This is a genomic window from Streptomyces sp. NBC_00045 (assembly GCF_045041095.1).
In the GTDB taxonomy this organism is placed as follows: Bacteria; Actinomycetota; Actinomycetes; order Streptomycetales; family Streptomycetaceae; genus Streptomyces.
This window is the reverse complement of record NZ_CP108271.1, coordinates 573310-594581: the sequence shown is the minus strand read 5'-3', so window position 1 is coordinate 594581 and position 21272 is coordinate 573310. Positions and strand designations below refer to the sequence as shown.

Sequence of the window (21272 nt, the reverse complement as noted above, 5' to 3'; positions counted from 1 at the left end):
CGCTGTTTCCGGACATCGGGGGATAAGGTCGCCAGGTGAGCCGAACCGAAGAGCGCACCGGGGGAGCGGGACCGTTCACCACCCGGCTGGCCTGGCGCCCCGCGGAGGGGGGCACCGCGGTCTGGGAGTCCCGTACGGCGCGCAAGCGCGGCCTGCTCACCGTCCGCGCCGAGGGTGAAACCGCCGCGCGCCCCCTCAGTGCTGACAGTGTGTCGATCGGCCGCCTGCGCAGGCTGAACACCGTCGCCGCGCTCGCGTTCACGGTCGGCGGGGCCCTGTTCGCGCTCGGAGCCGCGGTCGCCCAGTTCGGCTCAAGCGGTGCGACAGGCGCTTGGATCTATTTCGCCGGCGGCCTGTTCTTCAACACGGGCGGCTACACCTCACTCCTCCAGGCGATCAACGCCCCCCGCCCGGAGACCGGCGGGGGTGCGCTGGCTGCACGCCCCTGGGCGTGGTGGAGCTACGAGCCGTCCCGGATCGACTGGCTGAGTACCTTCGTCCTGTTCGTGGGCACCCTCGTGTTCGGCGTCAACCTGCTGAGCTCCCTACTGCAGGGACTCTCGCTACAGCAGGTGAACAGGCTGATCTGGGCCCCCGACATGATCGGGTGCATCCTGTTCCTGATCTCGGGGCACCTCGCGCTGGTCGAGGTCTGCCACGGCCGGCCGGGCGTTCGCGCCCGCGAGCTCAGCTGGTGGATCGTGGCGGTCAACCAGCTGGGATCCGTCCTCTTCCTCGTCTCGGCACTGGCGGCCTTCACCCGTCCCGCGACCGGAAGTCTGGTGAACGTGGACATCGCCAACTGGGGCACCCTGACGGGGGCTCTGTGCTTCTCGGTCGGGGGGATCCTCCAGCTCTTCGAGCGCCCCTGAGGAGCGGCCGCCCAGCCTGGAACCGATGGCCACGACCGCACGGCCCGGCCGGTCGTCCGACTCTCATCAGCCGCGCGGTACTGCTCGGTCGGGCCAATCCCTACGGGACGTGCGGGACGTGCCCGGTGTACGGGACGTGCGGGAGGGGCCCCTACGGCGTCGGGGCTTCGGTGTCGGTCTCGTGACCGCATGCCCCGAGGCCGGCGATCAGAGTGTCGAGGCCGCGCTTGATGCGGTCCACGTCCCAACCGCGCTCGGTGCGCTGGAACGCGAACAGGCCCGGCGTGAACGCCATGAGGAGCAGGTCCGCCGCGTACGCGGCGTCCACGCCGGGGGCGAGCTCCGCGACCATGCCGACGATCTGCTCGTGGTGCCGGCGGAAGGGGGCGCTGTGATAGCGACCCGCCGGCGCGCTCGCTTCCGCCAGGAGCAGCAGTTCCCTGTTGTCGTCGACGAGTTCGGTCAAGCCGTGCAGAAAGGCGCGCAGCCGGTCGTGTCCCGACGGGGTCCCGTCCTCGCAGAACCGCGTGAACGCCTCCTGGAAGCGGGTCTCGTTGTCCTCGATCAGCGCGTAGACGAGCCCTGCCCGGTTGTGGAAGCGCCGATAGACCGTGCCGACCCCGACCCCGGCCTCCCTGGCCACCGCGTCCAGGGACAGGTCGGCGAAGCCGTCGGCGGCGAGTAGGCGCCGCGCGGCGCCGAGGATGCGGAGGCGGTTGCGGACGGCGTCGGCGCGCTCGGTGGGAGGGGTCACGGGGAGCAGCGTAGCGGACGTACCGGAGGCTCCTCCGGTTATCCCTTGAGAATCGGAGAGCTCTCCGCTTAAGCTTGCGGCAAGCCGAACCGGAGAACTCTCCGGTTGGGATCGAAGCCCGCATCCCGCTTCCCCCGCCACAAGGAGAGCCCTCGATGACTGTCACCGCCGCCTCCGTAGCCTCCCCGTCCACCCCGCTCCTCAACGGCCAGATGATCGGCATCGCCTACCACGCGATCGCCGCCGTGCGGGACCGTCTCCTCGGGGCCTCGGGCCTCACGTTCCCCCAGTCCGTGGCGCTCAAGGCCGCCGCCGACGGGCTCGACCGTGCCGGTGCCGTCGCCCGCGTGACCGCGACGCTCAAGATCGCCGAATCTGAGGCGCACGCCCTGCTCGACGGGCTCGCCGACGCAGGGCTGCTCGACGGTGCAGGAACCTCGCTCACCGAAAAGGGCGACCGACTCCACCGGGGGTTCACGGACGCCGTGGCCGCGCTCACCGGTCGGTTGTACGGAGACCTTCCGGCAGCCGAGCGCGAGATCGCGGCCCGAGCGCTCGCCCATGTCACCGCCCGCGCGAACGCCGAACTCGCCGCCCAGTAGGCAGCAGGTGTCGGTGTCGGTGTCGTACGGGCGGGGCCGCGAGTACCCCACGCCGTGAAAGGGGGCGCCGGGAAACGGCGTCGCACGGGCGTGGAGACGGGTACGGCTGGTGGCGGAGCGTGACATTCGGGCACTCCCCAGGTGACCCGCCCCACGGGACGCAGGTCACATACGAACTCGGATCGTAGCCCTCACGGCCCCGGACGCCTCCCGTCGTCAGCCCGTCCCGACCCCGTCCCGCCCGGGCCGAGCGCCGTCGCTCCGAGGGTGGGGTAGGGGGGCCCGGCTGCGAGGGCGGCTAGTAGCAGGGGTCGTTGCCAGGCCCTGGGCGGCCTGGCTAACTGGTGATGTCGCCACGGCGGCGGGGCGCTTCGCCCCTCGCCCGACGAACCCCTCTCCTTTGCGTGAGTGGCTCACGCATGTCTTCGGCATGCCGCGACAGTCCTTGTCCCCGTCGGAAGGTTTCCTCCGTGTCCAACGTCATCCGCCGCATCGCCGCCTCCAAGAAGACCCTCGCCGGCTCCATCGTCGCCCTGGGCGTCGCCGGCACCATGCTCGCCACCGTGCCCGCCCAGGCGGCCCCGATGGACGCGAAGGCGATCGCGCACCAGATGATCAAGGACCCGGCCCAGTTCGCCGCCTTCGACAAGATCATCTCCCACGAGAGCGGCTGGAACCACACCGCCACGAACGCCTCCTCCGGCGCGTACGGCCTGGCCCAGGCCCTGCCGGGCTCGAAGATGGCCTCGGCCGGCGCCGACTGGAAGACCAACCCCCGCACCCAGATCAAGTGGGGCCTGGACTACATGAACTCCCGCTACGGCAGCCCGGTCGGCGCCTGGAACTTCTGGCAGGCCAACCACTGGTACTAAGCCGCCACCCCGGTGGCCCGCCTCCTGGATCCAGGAGATCGCCGCGACGCGTGCTCATTGACGTGCGGCGGCAAACAGTACGAAAGACGCTCGGCCGAGATTCCCCGGCCGAGCGTTTTGCGTTGATGCACATCCGGCATCCTCACGCGCAAGAGTCGTGGAGCGAGGTCGCCGCCCGAGCGAAGGCCCGTCCGGCGCGCTCGGCGGCAGCAGCCACATGGAACGCGTCGAGCGGGACGACGGTGTCGGCCCCGACGATCAGCAGCGCTGGCGGTGCGTCCGGGGCGCCGAAACGTTCGTGGGCGATCTCGATCCCCTGCCGGTGCGGGCACCGCCAAAAGGTCGGCGGGACCACCAGCCGTTAAAATGGTGCCATCAGGCCCGCGCGCAGACGGCATACGTCACGCCGTACACCGCCTTTCCCGGATCCCATCGCGTGGATCCCGCGATCCCACTGCGCCGAATGCGGACGATCCCTTCGCTGGCACAGGAGTCGGCATCATGAGCAACGTCCTGACCCGGGCGGCGACCGTCGCTTCCGCCGTCCTCTTCGCAACCACGGGGGCTGCGTTCAGCGCCTCCCAGGCATCCGCCCTGCCGGGCACCCCGCCCCCGGCTTGCAGCGTGGCCGACTTGAACCTGTCCATCGGCGAGCCGGACGGCGCCGCGGGGTCGCTCTATTACCCGATCCGGTTCACCAACACATCAACCCGTACCTGTGCGTTGCGCGGATACCCGGGCGTCAGCGTCATCGACGTCCGCCATCACCAGATCGGCACCTCCGCCACGCGCACCGGCGAGCCCGTGGACACCGTCTCGATCCGGCCCGGCAGGAGCGTGACCGCCACCTTCCGTACGAACAGCGCGGGCGTGGGGGCAGGCTGTCGGCCGATGTCGACCTACGTCAAGGTCTACCCGCCGAACAGCTACCAGGCCGTGAACATCCCGTACCACCTGCGGGTGTGCGGAGCGTTCGAGATCAGCCCGGTGCAAGCCGCCGAATGAGGTCCGTCCCGCGAACTCGTACCGGCCCGGCCCGGCCCGGGAGCTCCGCGCAGCGGAGGGCGAAACGGTACGGGAGAGAGGCGAGTTCGTCGGCCGCTCCGGCCAGGACCGGGTGGGCGAGGACATGCCGTTCGCGGGGGGTGGACAAGTGATGCGCCCTCACCGACCGGCGGTTGGCCGCCGACCCCTGCGGGTCAGGGAACGGCGCGTTCGACGGTGGAGACCACCCGCACCAGCGCCGGCGATGCGGGAGCCGATCCGAAGCCGAAGCGCACGGGCGGGACGAGGGGAGCCAGTGGGCCGAGGTCGGCCCCGTCGAAGGAGGCCCGGGCCGTGATGATCGGCCACAGGTCGCCGGCCGCGTACCACTGGCGGCACCCGGGGCGCGAGCTGCCCCGGGTTCGTACGCCGGTCATCAGGCGAGCAGGCGCGTCGGCCATCGCCGCCCACAGCGGCCGTCGAGCAAGTGGTCGGGGGACGGTTCGCAGGGCCCAGCCGAGGGCTCCTCGACGTCCGACCCGGAAGCACAGGTCCAGGGGTCCCGCTGCGACGTCCCACACGCCGTCGCGAGCGTGCACCCGCACCGGGCTGGTTCTGACCTCGTCGAAGTGGTAGACGGCGGCGACGTATTCCGCCGTCCGGGCGGTGGGCGCCAGCAGTGAGCGCCATCCGTCGGCGCGCTCCAGCATCACGTCGCTGAACGGCCCGAAGGGTGACCGTGGCCAGTGACCCACGACCAAGCGCGTACCGGACTCCGTTCCGACGGCAGCGATCCAGCCGTCGAACGCCAGCCTTTCGGATCCCACGGCTCACTCATACCCCACGACACACGGCGCATACCGGGCGGCGCTCCCGGCAGTGTCACGGGTTCCGCGACGCCCCGACCGTGAAGCGGGTCCGGCCTTCGGAACGGCATGCCGTGCGGCGGTACTGCGGGGCCCCGCACACGGATCCGGGGATCGGGCTGAGATCATGCACCAATGCCCGATGAGACGACCCCGCTGCCAAGCAGGTGGCCGCTCGCGCCCTCCGCCACGACCGACTGGCTGCTGGAGCTGTGCGGCGACGGAGTCACCGGCTTCATGCCTCCTGCGATGCCCGATTCCGTCTGGGTGCTCCACGCCATGTACGAGCACGAGCAGGGGCCTGCCGAGATGTCGTACCACGAGTACCGGCGGGCGAGGCTCGCGGACCGGAGCGTGCAGCCCGACGACGTCCTGGGCATCGACCTCGGCAGGGCCATCGCCACGGGAGGCGGCGTGGGCCGCGCCGAGCACCCCGGCCGCGGCTGGCGACGGTTGCGCTGGGCGGAACTCGCCCGGCGCACCGGCGATCCCATCGCGCCCGAGGGGGCACTGCCCTCCCACCGCTGTTTCCCCTCGGCCAAGAAGAACGGCAGCTGGCCGCTGGGCATCGTCCCGCCCACCGAGGGGAGCGTCGACCGGGAGACGTGGAACCGGCTGATCACGATCCTCACGGAGAACAGTCCCGCGGGCCCGGACGCTCCCTGCCTGGCCTACTACAACCCCCTGATGCTCGTGCCGGCCGACTTCGACAACCTCCACGTGCAGGTCGGCCGCCTCGCCGACGCGGTGACCCTCTACGACAACCCCGTGGCTGACTTCAGTCCCTCCAACCTCTGGCCACAGGACGGCTCGTGGATCCTGTGCACGGACTATGACCTGTGGGCCACGAAGGTGTCGGGACCTGCGGCTCTCATCGAAGCGCTGCTCGACGACCCCGAGATCGAAGCGGTCCGACTGCCCTGGGCGCCCTGACGCGGTCGGGCCCGACCGCCCCACCGTGTTGCTCCTCGTCGGTAGGGTGACAGCTTGCCGATCGGGGGGCCGACGATGCGCATGACCACACGGGGTCAGGTCGACAAGGCACGCAGTCAGGTGTTCGGAGCCCGCGCCGGCCGTGGCGGCGGTGACGACCACGGCGTCCATCGGGCTGGACGGCCCGTTGCTCGCCACAGCGGTGTTCAGCGTGACGTCCAAGGTCTGCCCGATGAGCACCTGCGTGGGCGGTGCCGGGACGGAGAAGGACGTGACGGCGAGGTCGGCGACCGCGACCACCCTGGTGCTGGTGGTGGCGCTGTCGTTGTCCGCCACCGGGTCGGGAGCCGCGAGGTTGTCCACCGTCGTCCGGTTGGTGAGGGTGACCGGGCCACCGGCGTCGTACACGAGGTCCGCCGGCACATGAGCGGTGATCGTGGCGGTGCGCGTGCCACCGGCGACGAGGTCGCCGACGCCGCACGTCACCGTCGCACCGGACGGGTGGCATGCCGCGTCGTCGCTGACGTAGGAAACCTGCGACGGCAGGGTGTCGACCAGTGTCACCGCGGCGGCGGGCCTGGACCCGTGGTTGGTGACGACAGCGGTGTAGATGACGTCCGTTCCGGCCGCGACCGGGTCGGGGTCGTCGGTGAAGGTGACCCCGACGTCAGTGGTGTTCTGCTCCTCGTGCATGGCGAGCAGCTCGCTGGAGGTGGGGACGTCGTCGTCCTCCGGGTTGACCGCGCCGCCGCCGCGCCGTCCAAAGCGGTTCGTGTTCTGCAGAGTCCGAATGCCCGCCGGTGCGTCCGGGGACGTTCTCGGACCCGTTGTCGGGCGGGACTTCGCGGACCCGGCCCAGGTGTTCTGACGCCGCAGCGCGCCCTCAGGCGCGCCGCTGCCACTCCTCCGCCAGCAGGCGGTAGGAGCGGACCCGGTCCGCGTGCTGGTGGGTGATCGTCGTGATCAGCAGTTCGTCGGCGGCCGTCGCCTCCTGCAGCCGCTCCAGGTGGTCGGCCACGGTGCGGGCCGAGCCCACGAACCGGGTCTCCAACCGGTCCGCCACCAGCCTGCGGTCCTCCTGCGACCAAGGAAGGGCGCGCGCCTCGGCAGGCGCGGGATAGGGGATCGCGCCCTCGGCCGTACGGATGCTGCGCACCCAAGGCCCGTACCCGGTGGCCAGCTCGCGGGCCGTCTCGTCGTCCTCCGCGACCACCACGTCGGCGGAGACCGTCACGTACGGCCGGTCCAGCTCCGCGGACGGCTTGAACGCCGCCCGGTACCCTTCGGCCGCTTCCAGCACCGTGGCCGGACTGACGTGGTAGTTCGCCGCGAAGCGCAGCCCGTTGCGGCCCGCCGTCTCCGCGCTCACCCCACCGCTGCTGCCCAGGATCCAGACCTGCACGTCGGCCCCCTCTCCGGGGACGGCGTGCGCCTCCACGCCCTCCGGCGTCCGGTACTCGCCGCGAAGCAGCGCGAGGACGTCGTCGACCTGCTCGGAATAGTCGTGCGGCTGCGCGCCGGGCAGGTTGAGCAGCTTCTGCTGGAGCGCCACGCGCGGGTGTCCCAGCAGGTGGGCGAAGGAGAACCGGTCCGGGATGCGCAGCCCGTTCGAGGTGTACCCGCCCGTGACCGCCGGGGTGGCCGGCGGCGCGGGCTCGCCCGCTCCCACCACCGCGCCCGACCCCACCACCGCGCCCGCGGCCTCGGGCCGCCGGCGATGCGGCGGCCCCGCCGAGCGGCCCAGTCCCAGGTCCAGACGGCCGGGGTGCAGCGCGTCGATGAGGCCGAACTCCTCCACCGTCGACAGCGCGGTGCGGTGCCCGAGTTGGACGGCACCGGAACCGAGCCGGATGGTGCTGGTGGCGGACGCGGTCAGCGCCAGGACGACCGCCGGAGAGGTCCCGGCCACGCCCGGATTGAGGTGGTGCTCGGCGAACCAGTAGCGGGCGTAGCCGAACTCCTCGGTACGGCGCGCCAGGTCGATGCTGTTGGCGAGCGCCCCGGCGGCGGTCGAGCCGGACGCGACCGGGACGAGGTCGAGGACCCCGAGGGGGATTCCGGACATGGCTGGCTCCTTAAAGGTCGGGGAAGGACGGGTCGGGTATCTCCCGGCGCAACACCGGGGCGATCTCCGACTGGAAGAGTTCGAGGGAGGCACGGTGCTCCGCTTCACCGAGGCCGCCCGCCTCGGCCTGCAGGTGTAGGACGGTGTGGCCGAACTCCGCGTGGTAGCGGTGGACCTTCTCGATCACCTGCTGGGGGCTGCCGATCAGCGCCGAGCTGCGCTCGACGAAGTCCTCCAGGGTCGCGAAGACCGGTTCCACGCCCTGGGCGCGGTGCGCCGCGAGGTACCGGGCGAAGGCCGGCCGGTACGCGGCGACGGCCCGCTGCGAGGTGCGCGCCGCGTGGTAGCCGGCCGTGCCCGCGCCCACGACGGCGTGGGCCGGGTCGTGTCCGTAGTGCTCCCAGCGCTCCCGGTAGTGCCGCACCAGTTCCGCGTACGGGGCGATGGGACGGGTGACGTTCGCCGAGAACAACGGGTCGCCGCAGCGTGCCGCGAGGTCCACCGACTCCCGGCTCGTCGCGCTGCCGTGCCAGACGCGCAGCGTGCGCTGGTACGGGCGCGGCAGCACCTCCGCGCCGGTCAGTGCGGGGCGGAAGCGCGGCTCGGCGGTCACCGCGTCCTCGCGCCAGATCCGTCGGAACAGCTCGTAGCTCTCGGAGTTGCGCTCCCACTGCTCTTCGGGGGTCACGTGGAACAGCTCGCGCTGCGCCGTTCCGTTGCCCTTGCCGATCATCATTTCGAGGCGGCCGTCGCAGAGGTGGTCCAGGGTCGCGTAGTCCTCGTACGCCCGCACCGGGTCCAACAGGCTCAGTGTGGTGACGGCGGTGAACAGGCGGATCTGCCGCGTCAGCGCCGCGATGTGGCCGAGCACCACGGGCGGCGAGGACGACAGGAACGGCCGCTCGTGGCGCTCGCCGACGCCGAACCCGTCGAAGCCGAGCTCCTCCGCGAGCAGCGCGCTCGCGACGACCTCGCGGAACCGCTCCCGGGTGGGGGCGGCGGCGCCCGTCACCGGGTCCGCGTTGTCGGTGATCAGGGTGATGGCCAGGAACTTCACGAGGCCGCTGCCCGCCGGCCCGAGGCCGCCCGCGGTGCCGCGAGGCCGAGGTGGTCGCGCAGGGTGGTGCCTTCGTACTCGCTGCGGAAGACGCCGCGTTCCTGGAGCAGCGGGACGACGGTGTCGGCGAAGGCGTCGAGGCCTCCCGGGGTGATGTGCGGGACCAGGACGAACCCGTCGGCCGCGTCCGCCTGCACCAGTGTGTCGATCTGCTCGGCGACGGTCGCGGCGGAGCCGACGAAGGTCTGTCCGGCAGTGGTGGCGATGACCAGTTCCCGGATCGAGAGGTTCTTGGCCGCGGCGAGCGCGCGCCACTGCCGGGCGGTCTCCAGCGGGTCGCGGAACTGGCGCACGCTCGCCCGGCCGAGGGCGATGGTGTTCTCCCCGGTCTCGGGGTCGATGTCGGGCAGGGGGCCGTCGGGATCGTAGCCGGACAGGTCCCGGTTCCAGACGTGTTCGAGGTACTTGATCGCGGTCTGCCCGCTGACCTGGAGGCGGCGCACCTCGTGGGCGGCCTCGCGGGCCTCGGCGTCGGTGTCGCCGAGGACGAAGGTGGCCGCGGGCAGGATCTTCAACTGGTCCCGGGTGCGCCCGTACTTCGCGAGGCGGCGTTTGACGTCGGCATAGAACTCCCGGCCCTCGTGGAGGGTCCCGTACCGGCCGAAGATCGCGTCGGCGTCGGAGGCGGCGAACTCGCGGCCCTCGTCGGAGTCACCCGCCTGGAAGATCACGGGGCGGCCCTGCGGACTGCGCGGCACGTTGAACCGGCCCTCGATGTCGAACTGCGGGCCCTTGTGGGCGAAGGCCCCGGCCCGGGCGTCGCGCAGGAAGGTGCCGGATCCGGCGTCGGCGACGATCGCGCTGTCGTTCCAGGAGTCGAACAGCTCGTGCGCGGTGGCCAGGAACTCCTCGGCCCGGCCGTAGCGCTCCTCGCGGGGCAGGAAGCCCCCGCGCCGGAAGTTCTCACCGGTGAAGGCGTCCCAGGAGGTGACCACGTTCCAGGCGGCCCGGCCGTCCGACAGGTGGTCCAGGGAGGCGAACTGACGGGCCACCTCGTAGGGCTCGTTGAAGGTGGAGTTGATGGTGCCGGTCAGCCCGAGGCGGTCGGTGACAGCCGCGAGGGCGGCCAGCACGGTGAAGGTGTCGGGCCGGCCGACGACGTCCAGGTCGTAGATCTGGCCGCCCTGTTCGCGCAGGCGCAGTCCCTCGGCGAGGAAGAGGAAGTCGAACTTCGCGCGCTCCGCCGTCCGGGCGAAGTGGACGAAGGAGTCGAAGTCGATGTGGCTGCCGGCCGCCGGGTCGCTCCAGACGGTGGTGTTGTTGACGCCCGGGAAGTGGGCCGCGAGGTGGATCTGCTTGAGCGGCTTGGTGGTCATGGGTCGTCCTTCCGGAGGCGTGGCGGGGCGGGGCGTGGTGTGGCGAAACGGGGCGGGGTGTGGGGTGGCGTGCGTCAGGTAGCCGGGAGCGTGGCCGTGGCGTAGCGGTTGGCGGGCCGGTCGAGGCCCAGCAGGCCGCGCAGGGTGTCCGCCTCGTACTCCTGGCGGAACAGGCCCCGCCGCCGGAGTTCCGGAACCAGGGCGCGGGTGATGGCGGGCAGGTCGTGGGCGATGACGGCGGGCCGCAGCAGGAAGCCCGACAGGCCCGCCTCCCGGCGCTCTTGGAGCAGATCGGCCAACTGTCCCGCGCTACCGGCGAACACGGCGGTGTCACCGTCGTACGGGTCGCGCGCGACCTGGTCGAGGCGGCCGCGGCGGTCGGTCGCCGCTCCGGCGCTCTCGTCGAGGAACACGGTCAGCTCCCCGAAGAGGTGCAGCGGCCGGTCGGCGAGTCCCGCCGAGGCGCGCAGTCCGCGGACGGCGGTGACGGCCGCCCGCGTCCCTTCGGTGTCGCGGGCGACGAGGTGGCCGATGTCGACGGACCGCGCGATGAGCCCGTACGCCGCGCTGTCCGCGGCGCGCGCGCTCACGACGGGCCGTCCCTGGGGCGGGCGCGGTGTGATCGACGGGCCGCGGACGCTGAAGTGGCGGCCTACGAAGTCGATGTGGTGCAGCTTGTCGCGGTCGACGAACCGGCCCGTGGCGACGTCGCGGATCTCCGCGTCGTCCTCCCAGCTGTCCCACAGACGCTGGACGACCTCGACGTGGTCGGCGGCCTCTTCGTGCAGCTCGTCCTCCGCGAGCGGTGCGGTGCGGCGGCCGAAGTGCCGCTCTTCGTGGGGGAGTCCGGAGACCTGGACGTGCAGGCCGGCGCGCCCGCGGCTGACGTGGTCGAGGGTGGCCACGGCCTTGGAGATGTGGAAGGGCTCGGTATGGGTGGTGGTCACGGCCCCCACGAGCCCGATGCGGCGGGTCAGCGGTGCCACCCGCGCGGCGGTGAGGACCGCGTCGAGCCGGCCGCGGACCCGGTCCGTGCGCTCGTCGTGGCCGGCGGGGGAGGAGGACTGGAGGGCCAGCCCGTCCTCGAAGGCGACGTAGTCGAGCAGCCCGGCCTCGGCCTCCGCGACGAGGCCGGCCCAGTAGCGGGCGGTGAACAGCTCGCCGGGCCGGGCCCCCGGCTCGCGCCAGGCGGCCGGGTGTCGGCCCGCGCCGTCCAGCGAAACGGCGAGGTGCAGTGGTGCGGAACCGGAAACGGGCATGGTGAATCGCGCCTTCCTGATCGGCGTGCGGAAACCGTCGTGTGCCCGGCCCCGCATGCCGGTACGGCATGAACGAGGGGGCGAGGGGGCGAGGGGGCGTCGGTGTTCAGGAGTTCAGGAGTTGGTCAGCGGTAGGCCGGGCGGGTTCACCTCGGAGGTGGTGACGGCCTCGTTGGAGAGGTTCCACGCTTCGAGCAGCTTCCCGTACTGGCCCTCCTTGATCAGGTGGTTGATTGCCCCGGCCACCGGCTCCGCCAGTCCCCCGTCCTTCTTGGCGGTCGCCGCGATCAGCCCCTGGAGCGATTCGCCCGCGCCCGAGAAGGAGCCGGCGTTGCGGGTGGGACTGCTGGTGCTCGCGGTCTGCGTGATGTGGTAAGCGATCGATGGGTTGGGGCCGAAGTTGGCGTCGATCTTCTTGCCGCTCAGCGCGAGGGCGACGGCGTTGGCGTCGGGGAAGTACTTGACGGTGATGTCCTTGCCCTCGGCCCGGAGCTTCTTCTGCCACTCCAGCAGGATCTTCTCCTGGTTGGTGCCGGAGCTGACCGAGACGGTCCTGCCCGCGAGGTTGCGGTAGTCGCCCCCGAAGTTCCAGGGATCGTCCCGGAGCACCTCGAACGCCAGGTTGTCCTGCCGGTACGAGGCGAACTCGTACTTCTTCTTCCGTTCCTCGGTGACGGTGACGTTGGTGAAGGCCACGTCGACCTTGCCGCTGTCGATGCCGAGGAAGAGGTTCTCCCAGGTGGAGTTCTTGACGACGGGTTTGAGACCGAGCGTGGCGGCCACCAGCCGGCCGAGGTCCGGCTCCGCCCCCGTCAGCGTCCTCTGGTCGGTGCCGACGTACGCCAGCGGCGGGAAACCGGCGGGCAGCGCGCCGACCCCGATGACGAGTTCGCCGCGTTCGCGGACCTCCGCCGGCAGCTGGGCGCGCAGCGACTCGACGACCGGAGCCGTCACTTCGGCCTGCCTGCCGGCGCCGTTGGAGACGGCGCCGACGGTGACCTCGTCGGAGGACGCCGGCCCCGTCGCCCCGGCGTCGCCGCCGCATGCGGTCAAGCCGGAGGCGAGGGCGACGGTGGCGGTCGCGGCGCCGATGCCGCGGACGAGTCTCAGACGCAGGGACGGGCGCAGCATGGTGATGGTGCCTTTCCGACGATGGGACGGACGAGGGGCCTACGGGGAAGTGGAGGTGCAGCGACGGGCCCGCGCTCAGAGGACCCTGCTCAGGAACTCGCGGGTGCGGGGGTGCACGGGACGGTCCAGCACCTGCTCGGGCGGACCCTGTTCGACGATCCGGCCGTCGTGCAGGAAGACGACCTCGTCGGCCACCTCGCGAGCGAAGCCGATCTCGTGCGTGACGATGACCAGCGTCGTGCCGCCGGTGGCCAGGTCCTTGATGACCGACAGCACCTCGCCCACGAGTTCGGGGTCGAGGGCGGAGGTGGGCTCGTCGAAGAGGATGACCCCGGGCCGCAGCGCGAGCGCCCTGGCGATGGCCACCCGCTGCTGCTGGCCGCCGGACAGCTGGCGCGGATAGGCGCCGGTCCGGTCGCCGAGCCCGACCCGCTCCAGCAGCTCGCGCCCCAGCGCCCGGGCCTCGGCGCGGCGAAGCCGGCCGGTGGCCACCGGGGCCGCGGCGACGTTGTCGAGCACCGTGAGGTGCGGGAAGAGGTTGAAGTTCTGGAATACGAAGCCGATCCGGCTGCGCTGCGTGAGGATCGCCCGCTCGCTCAGCTCCCTCAGCCGGCTCCCGTGCCGCTGCACGCCGATCAGCTCGCCGCCGACACTGACGTATCCGGCCTCCGGCTTCTCCAGGTGGTTGACGACCCGCAGCAGCGTGGACTTGCCGGAGCCCGAGCGGCCCAGGACCGCGGTGACCGTGCCGGGCCGTACCGTCAGGTTCACCCCGTCCAGGACCCGTCGGCCGGCGAACCACTTGTGCACGTCGTGGACCTCGATCGCGGCGGGCGCGGGCGCGGGCGCGTTGGCGGTGGCGGCAGGCGGGGTCGCGGCGAGCGCGGTGGCGGCGGTGGTCATCGCGCCGTCTCCTTCCGGTGGCGGCTGCGCAGCCCGCCCAGGCACGCCCGGACCCGCTGCAGGGGAGTGGGCGCCAGGGTGCGCAGGGCCCCGCGGGCGTAGTACCGCTCGACGTGGTACTGCACGGCCGAGAGGATGCTGGTGAGGATCACGTACCAGACGGTCGCCACCAGCAGCAGCGGCACCACGTCCCCGGGATAGGTGCTGCCCAGGCCCTGGACCGTGCCGAACAGGTCGAGCAGGGAGACGTAGAAGACCAGCGAGGTGGCCTTGACCAACCCGATCAGCAGGTTGACGTAGGCGGGGACGATCACGCGCAGCGCCTGCGGGAAGACGATCCGGGTGAACTGGTACCGCTTGGGCAGACCCAGTGCGGCCGCGGCCTCGTACTGCCCCTGGTCGACGGAGAGCAGCCCGGCGCGGACGACCTCGGCCGCGTACGCCGCCTCGACCGCGCTCAGTCCGACGACCGCCACGACCATGTCGGTGGCCAGCCGGGACTCGTCGAAGGTGAAGAAGGCGGGACCGAAGGGCACCCCGAGGCTCAGCGTGGGGTAGAGCGCGCTGAGGTTGTACAGGAAGAGGAGCACGACGATCAGCGGGACCGAGCGCAGCAGCCACACGTACGTCCAGCTCACCGAGCGCAGGACCGGGTTTGCGGAGAGCCGCCCGAGGGCGAGCAGGACTCCGCCCGCCAGCCCCAGCAGCGCACTGTAGGCGGCGACCTGGAGGGTGATCCACATCCCCTCCAGCACGACCGGCCGCAGGAACCAGTACGCGAACCGGTCCCACTGGTAGAAGGGGTTGGTCAGCAGCCCGTGGCCGGCCTGGGCGACCAGGACCAGTACGAGGGCGCCGCCGATCCACCGGGCGGGGGCGGCGCAGCGGGAGCACCCGCTCGGCCGGACCCGCAGGCTCGGGCGGGCCGACGGGTGCGGCGCGGACGATCGATTTCGCTCAAGGACACGAGAGCAGCTTCGATAGGGTCGAGAATCGATGTCAACGGTCCACATATCGATGGCCACACAAGCGTGTTCGCTTTTCATGCCCCGTACACAAAACGCCTCCGCTTGCAATGAAACGGGACGTGCGTTCACAGCCGGGGAGCCTCGGGGGAGGCGTAACGGTAGGCCCTCAAGGCGGAGTTCTGCGCCCCGGCGGAGGACCCCGGGCCCACGCCGTCGCCGCATCGGCCGACGCGTGAGCGCGTACGACCGTGTCAGAGATCAGATGCGGTGGGGGTCGTCCGACCGGAGGGCGGTGCGGACGCCCGTGAGGACCACGGCGATCAGGCAGAGGGCGATGACGGTCTCGGCCCACAGGAAGGCGAACCAGTCCAACACGCTGCCGATCGGCGGTGTGCCGGGGGCGGTGTTGCGAAACGCCGCCAGGGCGAACAGCGTGGCTGCCATCCAGGCGAGGGCGGGCCAGACGAGGCCCTCGCCGCGGGTCGTCAGGTACCAGGTCCCGATGAGTACGGCCGCCGCCAGCGCCCACATCACGACCATCATGAAGACCGCGAAGACGACCAGGCTGCCCGATCGGGAGAGCTTCAGTGCCGCAACGGCCTCCTGCTGGGAGGGCCCGGGGGTCACGGAAACCGAGAAGAGCGTGTCGTTGTTGGAGAACAGCATCCGTACCGGTACTTGCTTGCCGTCCAGCAGCGCCCGGAACCCGATGTCGGTCTCGTAGGTGTCGAACGGGTAGTCGCTGACCGATCCGTCCGTCATGGCGACCTGTACGTCTCTGATCGCGATCCGCTCGTGCGCCTTGAACTCCAGGTCGCCGAGGGTCGCCACGGACGTCTGGAGGCTGAGATCGCCCACCGGGGCGCTCCCCACTTGTTCACCGAGGGTCCCGAGCGGGGTGACCCGGACCCGCAGCAGCAGCTCTCTGGCCGCCGCGTCGACGTGTTGGACGGTGGCCTCCACGTCCACCCGGTCGGCGGCGTCGGATCCGACCGTGTGGACCGTGTCGATCGCCTGCCGCTCGGTGAACTGCAGCCACGACCCCACCGACACCGCGACCACGATCAGGAGCGCGATGGGAAGGAGGACCGGTAGGAGCGACGCCCCGGAGCGGCGTGGGCGAGGTGGGTCCGAGGGTGGGGCCATGGTGACTCCGACGAGGTGAGAAGGGCAACGGTCTCGTCCGACCCGGCGCCGCGAGCGGACCCCGCGCCCGTGCGGCGCGGTCTGCCGAAGCCCGGCACGCACGTCGAGGGCGGCCGGCTTCTCCGAGGCGCGGGCCGGTGGCCGCGGTGCGATCCTCGTTGACCGGGGCGACGATCGCCCGCATCCGGGCACGCGTGTCGTCCCCGACGGGAGCCGTTGTGATCATGTAACTGGTCTGCGACAAGGCTGTCCTGGAACGAAGACGGCGGTGTCGCCTCGGCCCACCGCTCCCTCATAGTGATCGAGCGTAGTGATCGACCCAGTACGTCAGTACGCCAGTACCCAGTCCCAGAAGCCGACACCGCATCGGCCGCAACCACTGTTCACCCAAAGGGGATTTCATGTCCGGCAACCGTCGCAAGGCATTGCTCGTCTCCGCAGCACTCGTGTGCGGCGGCATGTTGATGACGGCATGCCAGGACACGGACGCGGCGGCCGGCACCGCCGGAGCCGGTGCCGCTGCCCCGCAGGGTTCGCCGTCCGCGACTTCGGCCGACAAGCCGGTTTCCCCGTCCGGCTCGCCGTCCGCGGGAGATGCCAAGGGGTCCGGCACCACGGGCAAGGGAACCAACGGCGGGGCCGGCTCCGGCGCCGACAGCGGCAACGGCGGGCGAAAGCCGGTCGGGCAGACCTGTGGCGCCAACGACATCTCCTGGAGCACCCGGTCCGAGTCCCAGGCCGGCGGATACATCCTGATCATCGCGAAGGCGAAGCCCGGGATCACCTGCGTTATGCCGGCCGCACTTCCCACCGTGGCGTTCGGTTCCGACGGCACCCAGGCGGGTCCCGCGGAGCAGGCCGTCGGCAAGCAGATCACGCTGAGCGGTAGCACCACCGCTTACGCCGGGGTGAACCCGAAGAGCACCAGCGCGAACGGCGGCAAGGAACTGGACAGCATCATCGTCGCCATCGGCAACGATGACCCCAACCCCGTCTCCCTGCCGGTCGGCACCATCACCGTCGACAAGCCGGTCGTCACCAACTGGCACACCTCCCCGAAGGACGCCGTTCCCTCCCACTGAGCGGCCCGGGGATCGTGACGCCTCGGCCGAGAGACGCCAAGCCGCTCAAATGTTTCAACTGCCCAACGGGGGCTTAAATCGGGACATCGTGGCGCGGATTTCGGCCGCGCACAGCCAAGTTGATTGCAGAGTGCACCGACTGTGCGGGAACCTCGATGTGCGACCGCGAAGGACGTTGAGTGGTCCGTCGCGGTGTGGGTGGTCGGCGTGCCCGTGGGCGCGGGGCCACCCTTCCCGCTCGATTCCCGTGAAGGAGAGATCGTGCTCTTGAAGTCGACCAGGCTCGTCCGATCGGCTGCCGTGGCGTTCGTCGCGGCAGCATCACTCACTCTGACCTTCCCCGGCAACGCCTTCGCCATCGATCACGTCGAGTGTCGGGGCGGTGAGAACTTCCTGAAGATCTGGTCGCACAGCGACGGCCGGGAGAGCGTGGACTGCTACGCGAATAAGGGGCGGATCGGGTTCGGGGGCTGGTGGGTCGACAAGATCTCCACCGGAAACAACGACCTGATCTATTACGACGCCAACGGCGACTCGGTGCGGGTCAACCGCTGGACCGAGATCACGTACCCCAACCGCCCGCCGAAGGTCGACTCCATCGAGATCCTGTGACGCCCTGACGCCCTGACGCCCTGACGCCCTGACGGCCGCCCTCGCAGGAGTCGAGCCCTTGGACGGCTCCTGTGGGGGGTGCGGCGCTCTCGCTGGTTAGAAGGTCTCACGCTATCTATTGCCCCTCACTCGGGGTGGGTTATAGCATCTAACTACCGCTTGAGCATCTGCCGTTCGGGAGGTGCCCGCCTGCTGAACGTCAGGGGAGAACTCCATGTCCGCCATCCGCCGCACCGGCAGCCACGCCGCTCTGTTGGCCATCCCGCTCGCCGTCGGCCTCCTCGGCGCCATCGCATTACCCGCCGGAGCGGCCGTCCCCCACAGCCCCCGCCCCGCCATGTCCCTCACCTGCCGCGGGGTCGGCGTCGACCCCGCCGCCCGCGTCCGGCACCGGGCCGAGATCCTCATAGACGCGCCGCTGCGCACGGTCTGGAAGCTGCAGACCGACGTCGAACGCTGGCCGTCCTGGCAGGCTCCCGTGACGAGCTCGGAACGCCTCGATCACGGCCCCCTCCGCCAGGGTTCGGCCTTCCGGTGGACAACTCCGGTACCCCCCAATCCGACTCCGGCCACCAGCTTGGAGATCACCTCGACCGTCGCACAGCTCCGGCACGACTCCTGCATCCGCTGGACGGGCCCCGCGATCGGCGAAGGACTGCACATCGACGGCGTCCACGTGTGGACCTTCACCGAGACCCCGGGTGGCGTCAGGGTGAGCACCGAGGAGACCCATACCGGCCCTCAGGTCGACGCGGACGTCGCCACCGCGACCGCCATGCTCCGGCAGGGACTCGAAGCGTGGCTGAACGACCTGAAAGCCACGGCCGAGGCCCACGCCCACCAGCGACCGCACTGACCCGCCCCCCTGCGTACGGCTCTCGGCGGAGCAGGACCGCCCGCCCCCTCGCGGTGGTGGATTCAGGCAGCTGCGACTCGGCGCGCGAGATCGGGAGGGAACTGGTCTGCTGGACATGCGGGGGGTCGTGTCCGTTTCTTGGAGTGCCGGATGAGTACCTATCGAGTCGCGCAGGTCACGTCCCCCGGCGGACGGTTCGAGATCGTCGAGCGCGAGGTGCCGCAGCCGGGGCCCGGCCATGTGCGCATCGCCGTGGATGCCTGCGGGATCTGTCACAGCGACGCCGTCTTCGTGGGCGCTCTGGTGCCGGGCGTCCGGTTCCCGCTGGTCCCCGGCCATGAGGTCGCCGGACGCGTCGAAGCCCTGGGCGAAGGGGTGCAGGACCGTGGCTGGCAGCTCGGTGACAGGGTGGCCGTCGGCTGGTTCGGCGGCAGCTGCGGCCACTGCACACCTTGCAGACAGGGCGATTTCATCGTCTGCGCGAACCTCAAGGTCCCGGGCTGGGCGTACGACGGGGGTTTCGCGGAGGCGCTGATCGCGCCGGCCGACGCCCTGGCCCGGATCCCCGACGCGCTGGCCGCCACCGATGCGGCGCCCATGGCCTGCGCGGGAGTGACCACCTTCAACGGACTGCGACGCAGTTCCGCGCGACCGGGTGATCTGGTCGCCGTACTCGGCATCGGTGGCCTCGGCCACCTCGCCGTGAAGTACGCGGTGGCGATGGGCTTCGAGACCGTGGCCATCGCCCGCGGGGCCGACAAGGCGGACTTCGCCAAGCAACTCGGTGCTCACCACTACGTCGACAGCACAGCGGGCACCGCAGTGGCGGACGCACTACGGGCCCTCGGCGGCGCCAAGGTCGTCCTGGCCACGGCTGCCAACTCCGGTGCCATCACCGCGACCGTCGACGGCCTCGCGCACCGCGGTGAGTTGGTGGTGATCGGCGCGGCTCCCGAGCCGCTGGAGATCAGCCCGATGCAGTTGCTCATGAGCGGGCGGATCGTCCGCGGCCACCCGTCCGGCACCTCGCAGGACGTGCAGGACACCATGGCGTTCAGCGCGCTGCACGGGATCCGGCCGACCGTCGAGGAGGTGCCGCTGGAACAGGCCGACGAGGCCTACCAGAAGATGCTCTCGGGCGCGGCACGCTTCCGCATGGTGCTCACCGGCTGACCTCCAACGGCCTTTCCTGCTCGCATCCCCGGGGCGGGACGAGGAGCTGGCCGTGGGACTGATCAGGCGCATCTTGGACGCCGCCCCCTCCCACCGCGCCATGGCCCATGCCGTCGCCGCGGTCCACCGGGCGAAGGGGCCGGTCGGGCGGGCACTGGCGGAGATCCTCTCCGCTTCCGGTACCGCCCGTGTCCGGAAGCTTCTCGCCGCATAGGCCCGGGGCGGGGTGCGCGGTCGCGTGTTCCCGCTCCCGCACGCCCGGCACGCACCACCGGCAGCCCGCAGAGGACTGCTGTCGGCCCCGTCAATACGGGCCGAGCGCGCTCAGGCTGATTGTCACTCTATTCCCGCTAAGGGATGGACGGCGTAGGTTCGTGGATCTTCGCGTGCTTATGCTTCACCCGCTATGACGGAAAGTCAGACACCTCGCGCTTTATGCGCATCAGCAGACGTGGTCATCCTCGGTGCCGGTCCGGCCGGGCTCGTGCTCGGAAACCTCCTGCTCGCCGCCGGAATTGACTGCGCCGTCCTGGAACGCGCCTCCTCCTCGCACGTCCAGACCCGGGCCCGCGCAGGGTTCCTCGCGCCGAACACGGTGCGGGTCCTGGACCGGCACGGCCTTGCCGACGGCCTGCACCGGTACGGCCGCCAGCACGGCGCGTGCGAGTTCCGAACGCGGGAGGGCCGGTTCCGTCTCGACTACGGGGCCCTCGGCCAGAGCGGAATGCACCACGTCTACCCGCAGCAGAACCTGGTCACGGACCTGCTGGGGCACTACCTCGACCGCGGCGGACGCATCAGCTTCCACACCGAGGCGCTCACCGTGCACGACGCCGACGGCGCCCGGCCGTCCGTCATGGCGCGCGAGCCCGACGGTCGCCCCGTCCGGTGGGCGGCCCGCTACGTCGCCGGGTGCGACGGGCGACACGGCGCCGCCCGCCGTGCCCTGCCGCCCGGCGTCGTCCACCACCGCCACGACCACGGCGTGACCTGGCTCGGCCTGCTGGCCCAGGCCCCGCCGAGCCTCGACGCCGTCGGCTACGCGATCCACGACCGTGGCTTTGCCGGGCACATGGCCCGTACCCCGGAGGTGACCCGCTACTACCTCCAGTGGCAACGCGGCGTCCCCGCCGATGCTTGGCCCGAGCAGCAGATCTGGGACGAGCTCGACCTTCGGATGCGCGCAGCCGAACACGGACCGCTGCACCGGGGCACGCTCGTGGAACGAGGGCTGTTCGACCTGACCTGTGACGTGGTCGAACCGTTGCGCCACGGCTCGCTCTTCCTAGCGGGCGACGCGGCGAGCCTGCTCGCTCCGGCCGCCGCCAAGGGAGCCAACCTCGCGGTCCTGGAGGCCGATCTCCTGGCCGGTGCTTTCATCGACGCCCTCACCCGGGGTGATGCTGCGGGGCTCGACGGGTACTCGGACCGGTGCCTGACCCACATCTGGCGGGCACAGGAGTTCACCGGGTGGATGACCCGGCTGCTGCACGCGGCACCCGACGGTGACCGGGATGCCGGATCGTTCTTTCATGCCGCCCTGCGGCGCTCCCGCATCGCTTCGCTGCGCACCTCGCGCAGCCACCAGGACTGGTTCGCCGAGAACTACGTCGGCGTCTGACCCCTGCTGCCCCGCACCACCCCCGTCCCGCCCCGTCCCGTCCCGTTTCGCCCTGCCCTGCCGCGCCCTGCCTTGCCCTGCCTTGTCTTGCCGTCCTGCCTTGTCTTGCCCTGATCAGTACCGGCCCGAGGACATTCCCA

General features: G+C 71.2%; 22 protein-coding genes and 2 pseudogenes. 12 read left to right on the top strand and 12 right to left on the bottom strand.

Features of this window, described 5'->3' with window-relative positions; all coding sequences use genetic code 11:
• The first annotated feature begins 35 nt into the window (after positions 1–35).
• Positions 36–872 carry a hypothetical protein gene (locus OHA65_RS02970; protein ID WP_327281488.1) on the top strand — a complete coding sequence of 279 codons (837 nt, stop codon included), beginning with the start codon at positions 36–38 and terminating at the stop codon, positions 870–872.
• A gap of 151 nt (positions 873–1023) precedes the next feature.
• On the opposite strand, the gene OHA65_RS02965 is transcribed toward OHA65_RS02970, so the two are convergent.
• The gene (locus OHA65_RS02965) at positions 1024–1626 is read right to left on the bottom strand and encodes a TetR/AcrR family transcriptional regulator (protein WP_327281487.1); all 603 of its coding nucleotides are present in this window, start codon (positions 1624–1626) and stop codon (positions 1024–1026) included.
• Positions 1627–1781: 155 nt separating this feature from the next.
• Between OHA65_RS02965 and OHA65_RS02960 the strand changes: the two genes are divergently transcribed.
• The gene (locus OHA65_RS02960; RefSeq protein WP_405754399.1) at positions 1782–2228 is read left to right on the top strand and encodes a hypothetical protein; all 447 of its coding nucleotides are present in this window, start codon (positions 1782–1784) and stop codon (positions 2226–2228) included.
• Between the two features lie 419 nt (positions 2229–2647).
• Complete coding sequence (locus tag OHA65_RS02955; protein WP_327281485.1) at positions 2648–3100, top strand: transglycosylase SLT domain-containing protein; 453 nt, start codon at positions 2648–2650, stop codon at positions 3098–3100.
• A gap of 142 nt (positions 3101–3242) precedes the next feature.
• On the opposite strand, the gene OHA65_RS02950 is transcribed toward OHA65_RS02955, so the two are convergent.
• Positions 3243–3455 (bottom strand): hypothetical protein, encoded by a 213-nt coding sequence (locus OHA65_RS02950; protein WP_327281484.1) that lies wholly within the window; start codon positions 3453–3455, stop codon positions 3243–3245.
• Between the two features lie 146 nt (positions 3456–3601).
• On the opposite strand from OHA65_RS02950, the gene OHA65_RS02945 reads away from it, so the two are divergent.
• Entirely contained in the window at positions 3602–4105 is a 504-nt protein-coding gene (locus OHA65_RS02945; RefSeq protein WP_327281483.1) for a DUF4232 domain-containing protein, read from the top strand.
• Between the two features lie 194 nt (positions 4106–4299).
• Here the strand turns inward: OHA65_RS02945 and OHA65_RS02940 are convergent, their stop codons facing one another.
• Positions 4300–4911: a hypothetical protein gene (locus OHA65_RS02940; protein WP_327281481.1), complete on the bottom strand. Its 612-nt coding sequence runs from the start codon at positions 4909–4911 to the stop codon at positions 4300–4302.
• A 174-nt stretch (positions 4912–5085) separates the two neighbouring features.
• Between OHA65_RS02940 and OHA65_RS02935 the strand changes: the two genes are divergently transcribed.
• Together OHA65_RS02935 and OHA65_RS02930 are read left to right on the top strand one after the other, a co-directional pair.
• Complete coding sequence (locus OHA65_RS02935) at positions 5086–5883, top strand: hypothetical protein (RefSeq protein WP_327281480.1); 798 nt, start codon at positions 5086–5088, stop codon at positions 5881–5883.
• A 151-nt stretch (positions 5884–6034) separates the two neighbouring features.
• Positions 6035–6310 (top strand): hypothetical protein, encoded by a 276-nt coding sequence (locus tag OHA65_RS02930; protein WP_329312503.1) that lies wholly within the window; start codon positions 6035–6037, stop codon positions 6308–6310.
• On the opposite strand, the pseudogene OHA65_RS02925 reads toward OHA65_RS02930, so the two are convergent.
• The 9 genes and pseudogenes from OHA65_RS02925 to OHA65_RS02885 form a co-directional block, all read right to left on the bottom strand.
• Positions 6250–6576 (bottom strand): annotated as a pseudogene (locus tag OHA65_RS02925) (hypothetical protein); the annotation flags it as partial. The gene OHA65_RS02930 and the pseudogene OHA65_RS02925 overlap by 61 nt on opposite strands.
• A 190-nt stretch (positions 6577–6766) precedes the next feature.
• Positions 6767–7948 (bottom strand): LLM class flavin-dependent oxidoreductase, encoded by a 1182-nt coding sequence (locus tag OHA65_RS02920; protein ID WP_405761055.1) that lies wholly within the window; start codon positions 7946–7948, stop codon positions 6767–6769.
• Positions 7949–7958: 10 nt separating this feature from the next.
• Positions 7959–9005: an LLM class flavin-dependent oxidoreductase gene (locus OHA65_RS02915; RefSeq protein ID WP_327281477.1), complete on the bottom strand. Its 1047-nt coding sequence runs from the start codon at positions 9003–9005 to the stop codon at positions 7959–7961.
• Positions 9002–10381 carry an NtaA/DmoA family FMN-dependent monooxygenase gene (locus OHA65_RS02910; protein ID WP_327281476.1) on the bottom strand — a complete coding sequence of 460 codons (1380 nt, stop codon included), beginning with the start codon at positions 10379–10381 and terminating at the stop codon, positions 9002–9004. The genes OHA65_RS02915 and OHA65_RS02910 overlap by 4 nt, the downstream gene beginning before the upstream one ends.
• Before the next feature lie 74 nt (positions 10382–10455).
• Positions 10456–11640 (bottom strand): LLM class flavin-dependent oxidoreductase, encoded by a 1185-nt coding sequence (locus tag OHA65_RS02905; RefSeq protein WP_405761050.1) that lies wholly within the window; start codon positions 11638–11640, stop codon positions 10456–10458.
• A 114-nt stretch (positions 11641–11754) separates the two neighbouring features.
• Complete coding sequence (locus tag OHA65_RS02900; protein ID WP_405761048.1) at positions 11755–12771, bottom strand: transporter substrate-binding domain-containing protein; 1017 nt, start codon at positions 12769–12771, stop codon at positions 11755–11757.
• Between the two features lie 75 nt (positions 12772–12846).
• Positions 12847–13674, bottom strand: coding sequence for an amino acid ABC transporter ATP-binding protein (locus OHA65_RS02895; protein ID WP_405761045.1), 828 nt, complete (start codon positions 13672–13674; stop codon positions 12847–12849).
• Positions 13671–14622 (bottom strand): annotated as a pseudogene (locus OHA65_RS02890) (amino acid ABC transporter permease). Before OHA65_RS02890 ends, OHA65_RS02895 begins: the two are co-directional and overlap by 4 nt.
• A 278-nt stretch (positions 14623–14900) precedes the next feature.
• Entirely contained in the window at positions 14901–15788 is an 888-nt protein-coding gene (locus OHA65_RS02885) for a DUF4436 family protein (protein ID WP_327281471.1), read from the bottom strand.
• Between the two features lie 401 nt (positions 15789–16189).
• Here OHA65_RS02885 and OHA65_RS02880 point away from each other — a divergent pair, with 401 nt between their 5' ends.
• From OHA65_RS02880 to OHA65_RS02855, 6 genes are all read left to right on the top strand, one after another.
• Complete coding sequence (locus OHA65_RS02880; protein ID WP_327281470.1) at positions 16190–16870, top strand: DUF4232 domain-containing protein; 681 nt, start codon at positions 16190–16192, stop codon at positions 16868–16870.
• A gap of 261 nt (positions 16871–17131) precedes the next feature.
• Positions 17132–17482, top strand: a complete 351-nt coding sequence (locus OHA65_RS02875; RefSeq protein ID WP_327281469.1) for a beta/gamma crystallin domain-containing protein — start codon at positions 17132–17134, stop codon at positions 17480–17482.
• A 214-nt stretch (positions 17483–17696) separates the two neighbouring features.
• Positions 17697–18338 (top strand): SRPBCC family protein, encoded by a 642-nt coding sequence (locus OHA65_RS02870; protein WP_327281468.1) that lies wholly within the window; start codon positions 17697–17699, stop codon positions 18336–18338.
• A gap of 150 nt (positions 18339–18488) precedes the next feature.
• A complete protein-coding gene (locus OHA65_RS02865) occupies positions 18489–19511 on the top strand; it encodes an alcohol dehydrogenase (RefSeq protein ID WP_327281467.1) in 1023 nt (340 codons plus the stop codon).
• A gap of 52 nt (positions 19512–19563) precedes the next feature.
• The gene (locus OHA65_RS02860) at positions 19564–19725 is read left to right on the top strand and encodes a hypothetical protein (RefSeq protein WP_327281466.1); all 162 of its coding nucleotides are present in this window, start codon (positions 19564–19566) and stop codon (positions 19723–19725) included.
• 237 nt (positions 19726–19962) lie between these two features.
• Positions 19963–21132, top strand: coding sequence for a 4-hydroxybenzoate 3-monooxygenase (locus OHA65_RS02855; RefSeq protein WP_405754386.1), 1170 nt, complete (start codon positions 19963–19965; stop codon positions 21130–21132).
• Positions 21133–21272: the final 140 nt, after the last annotated feature.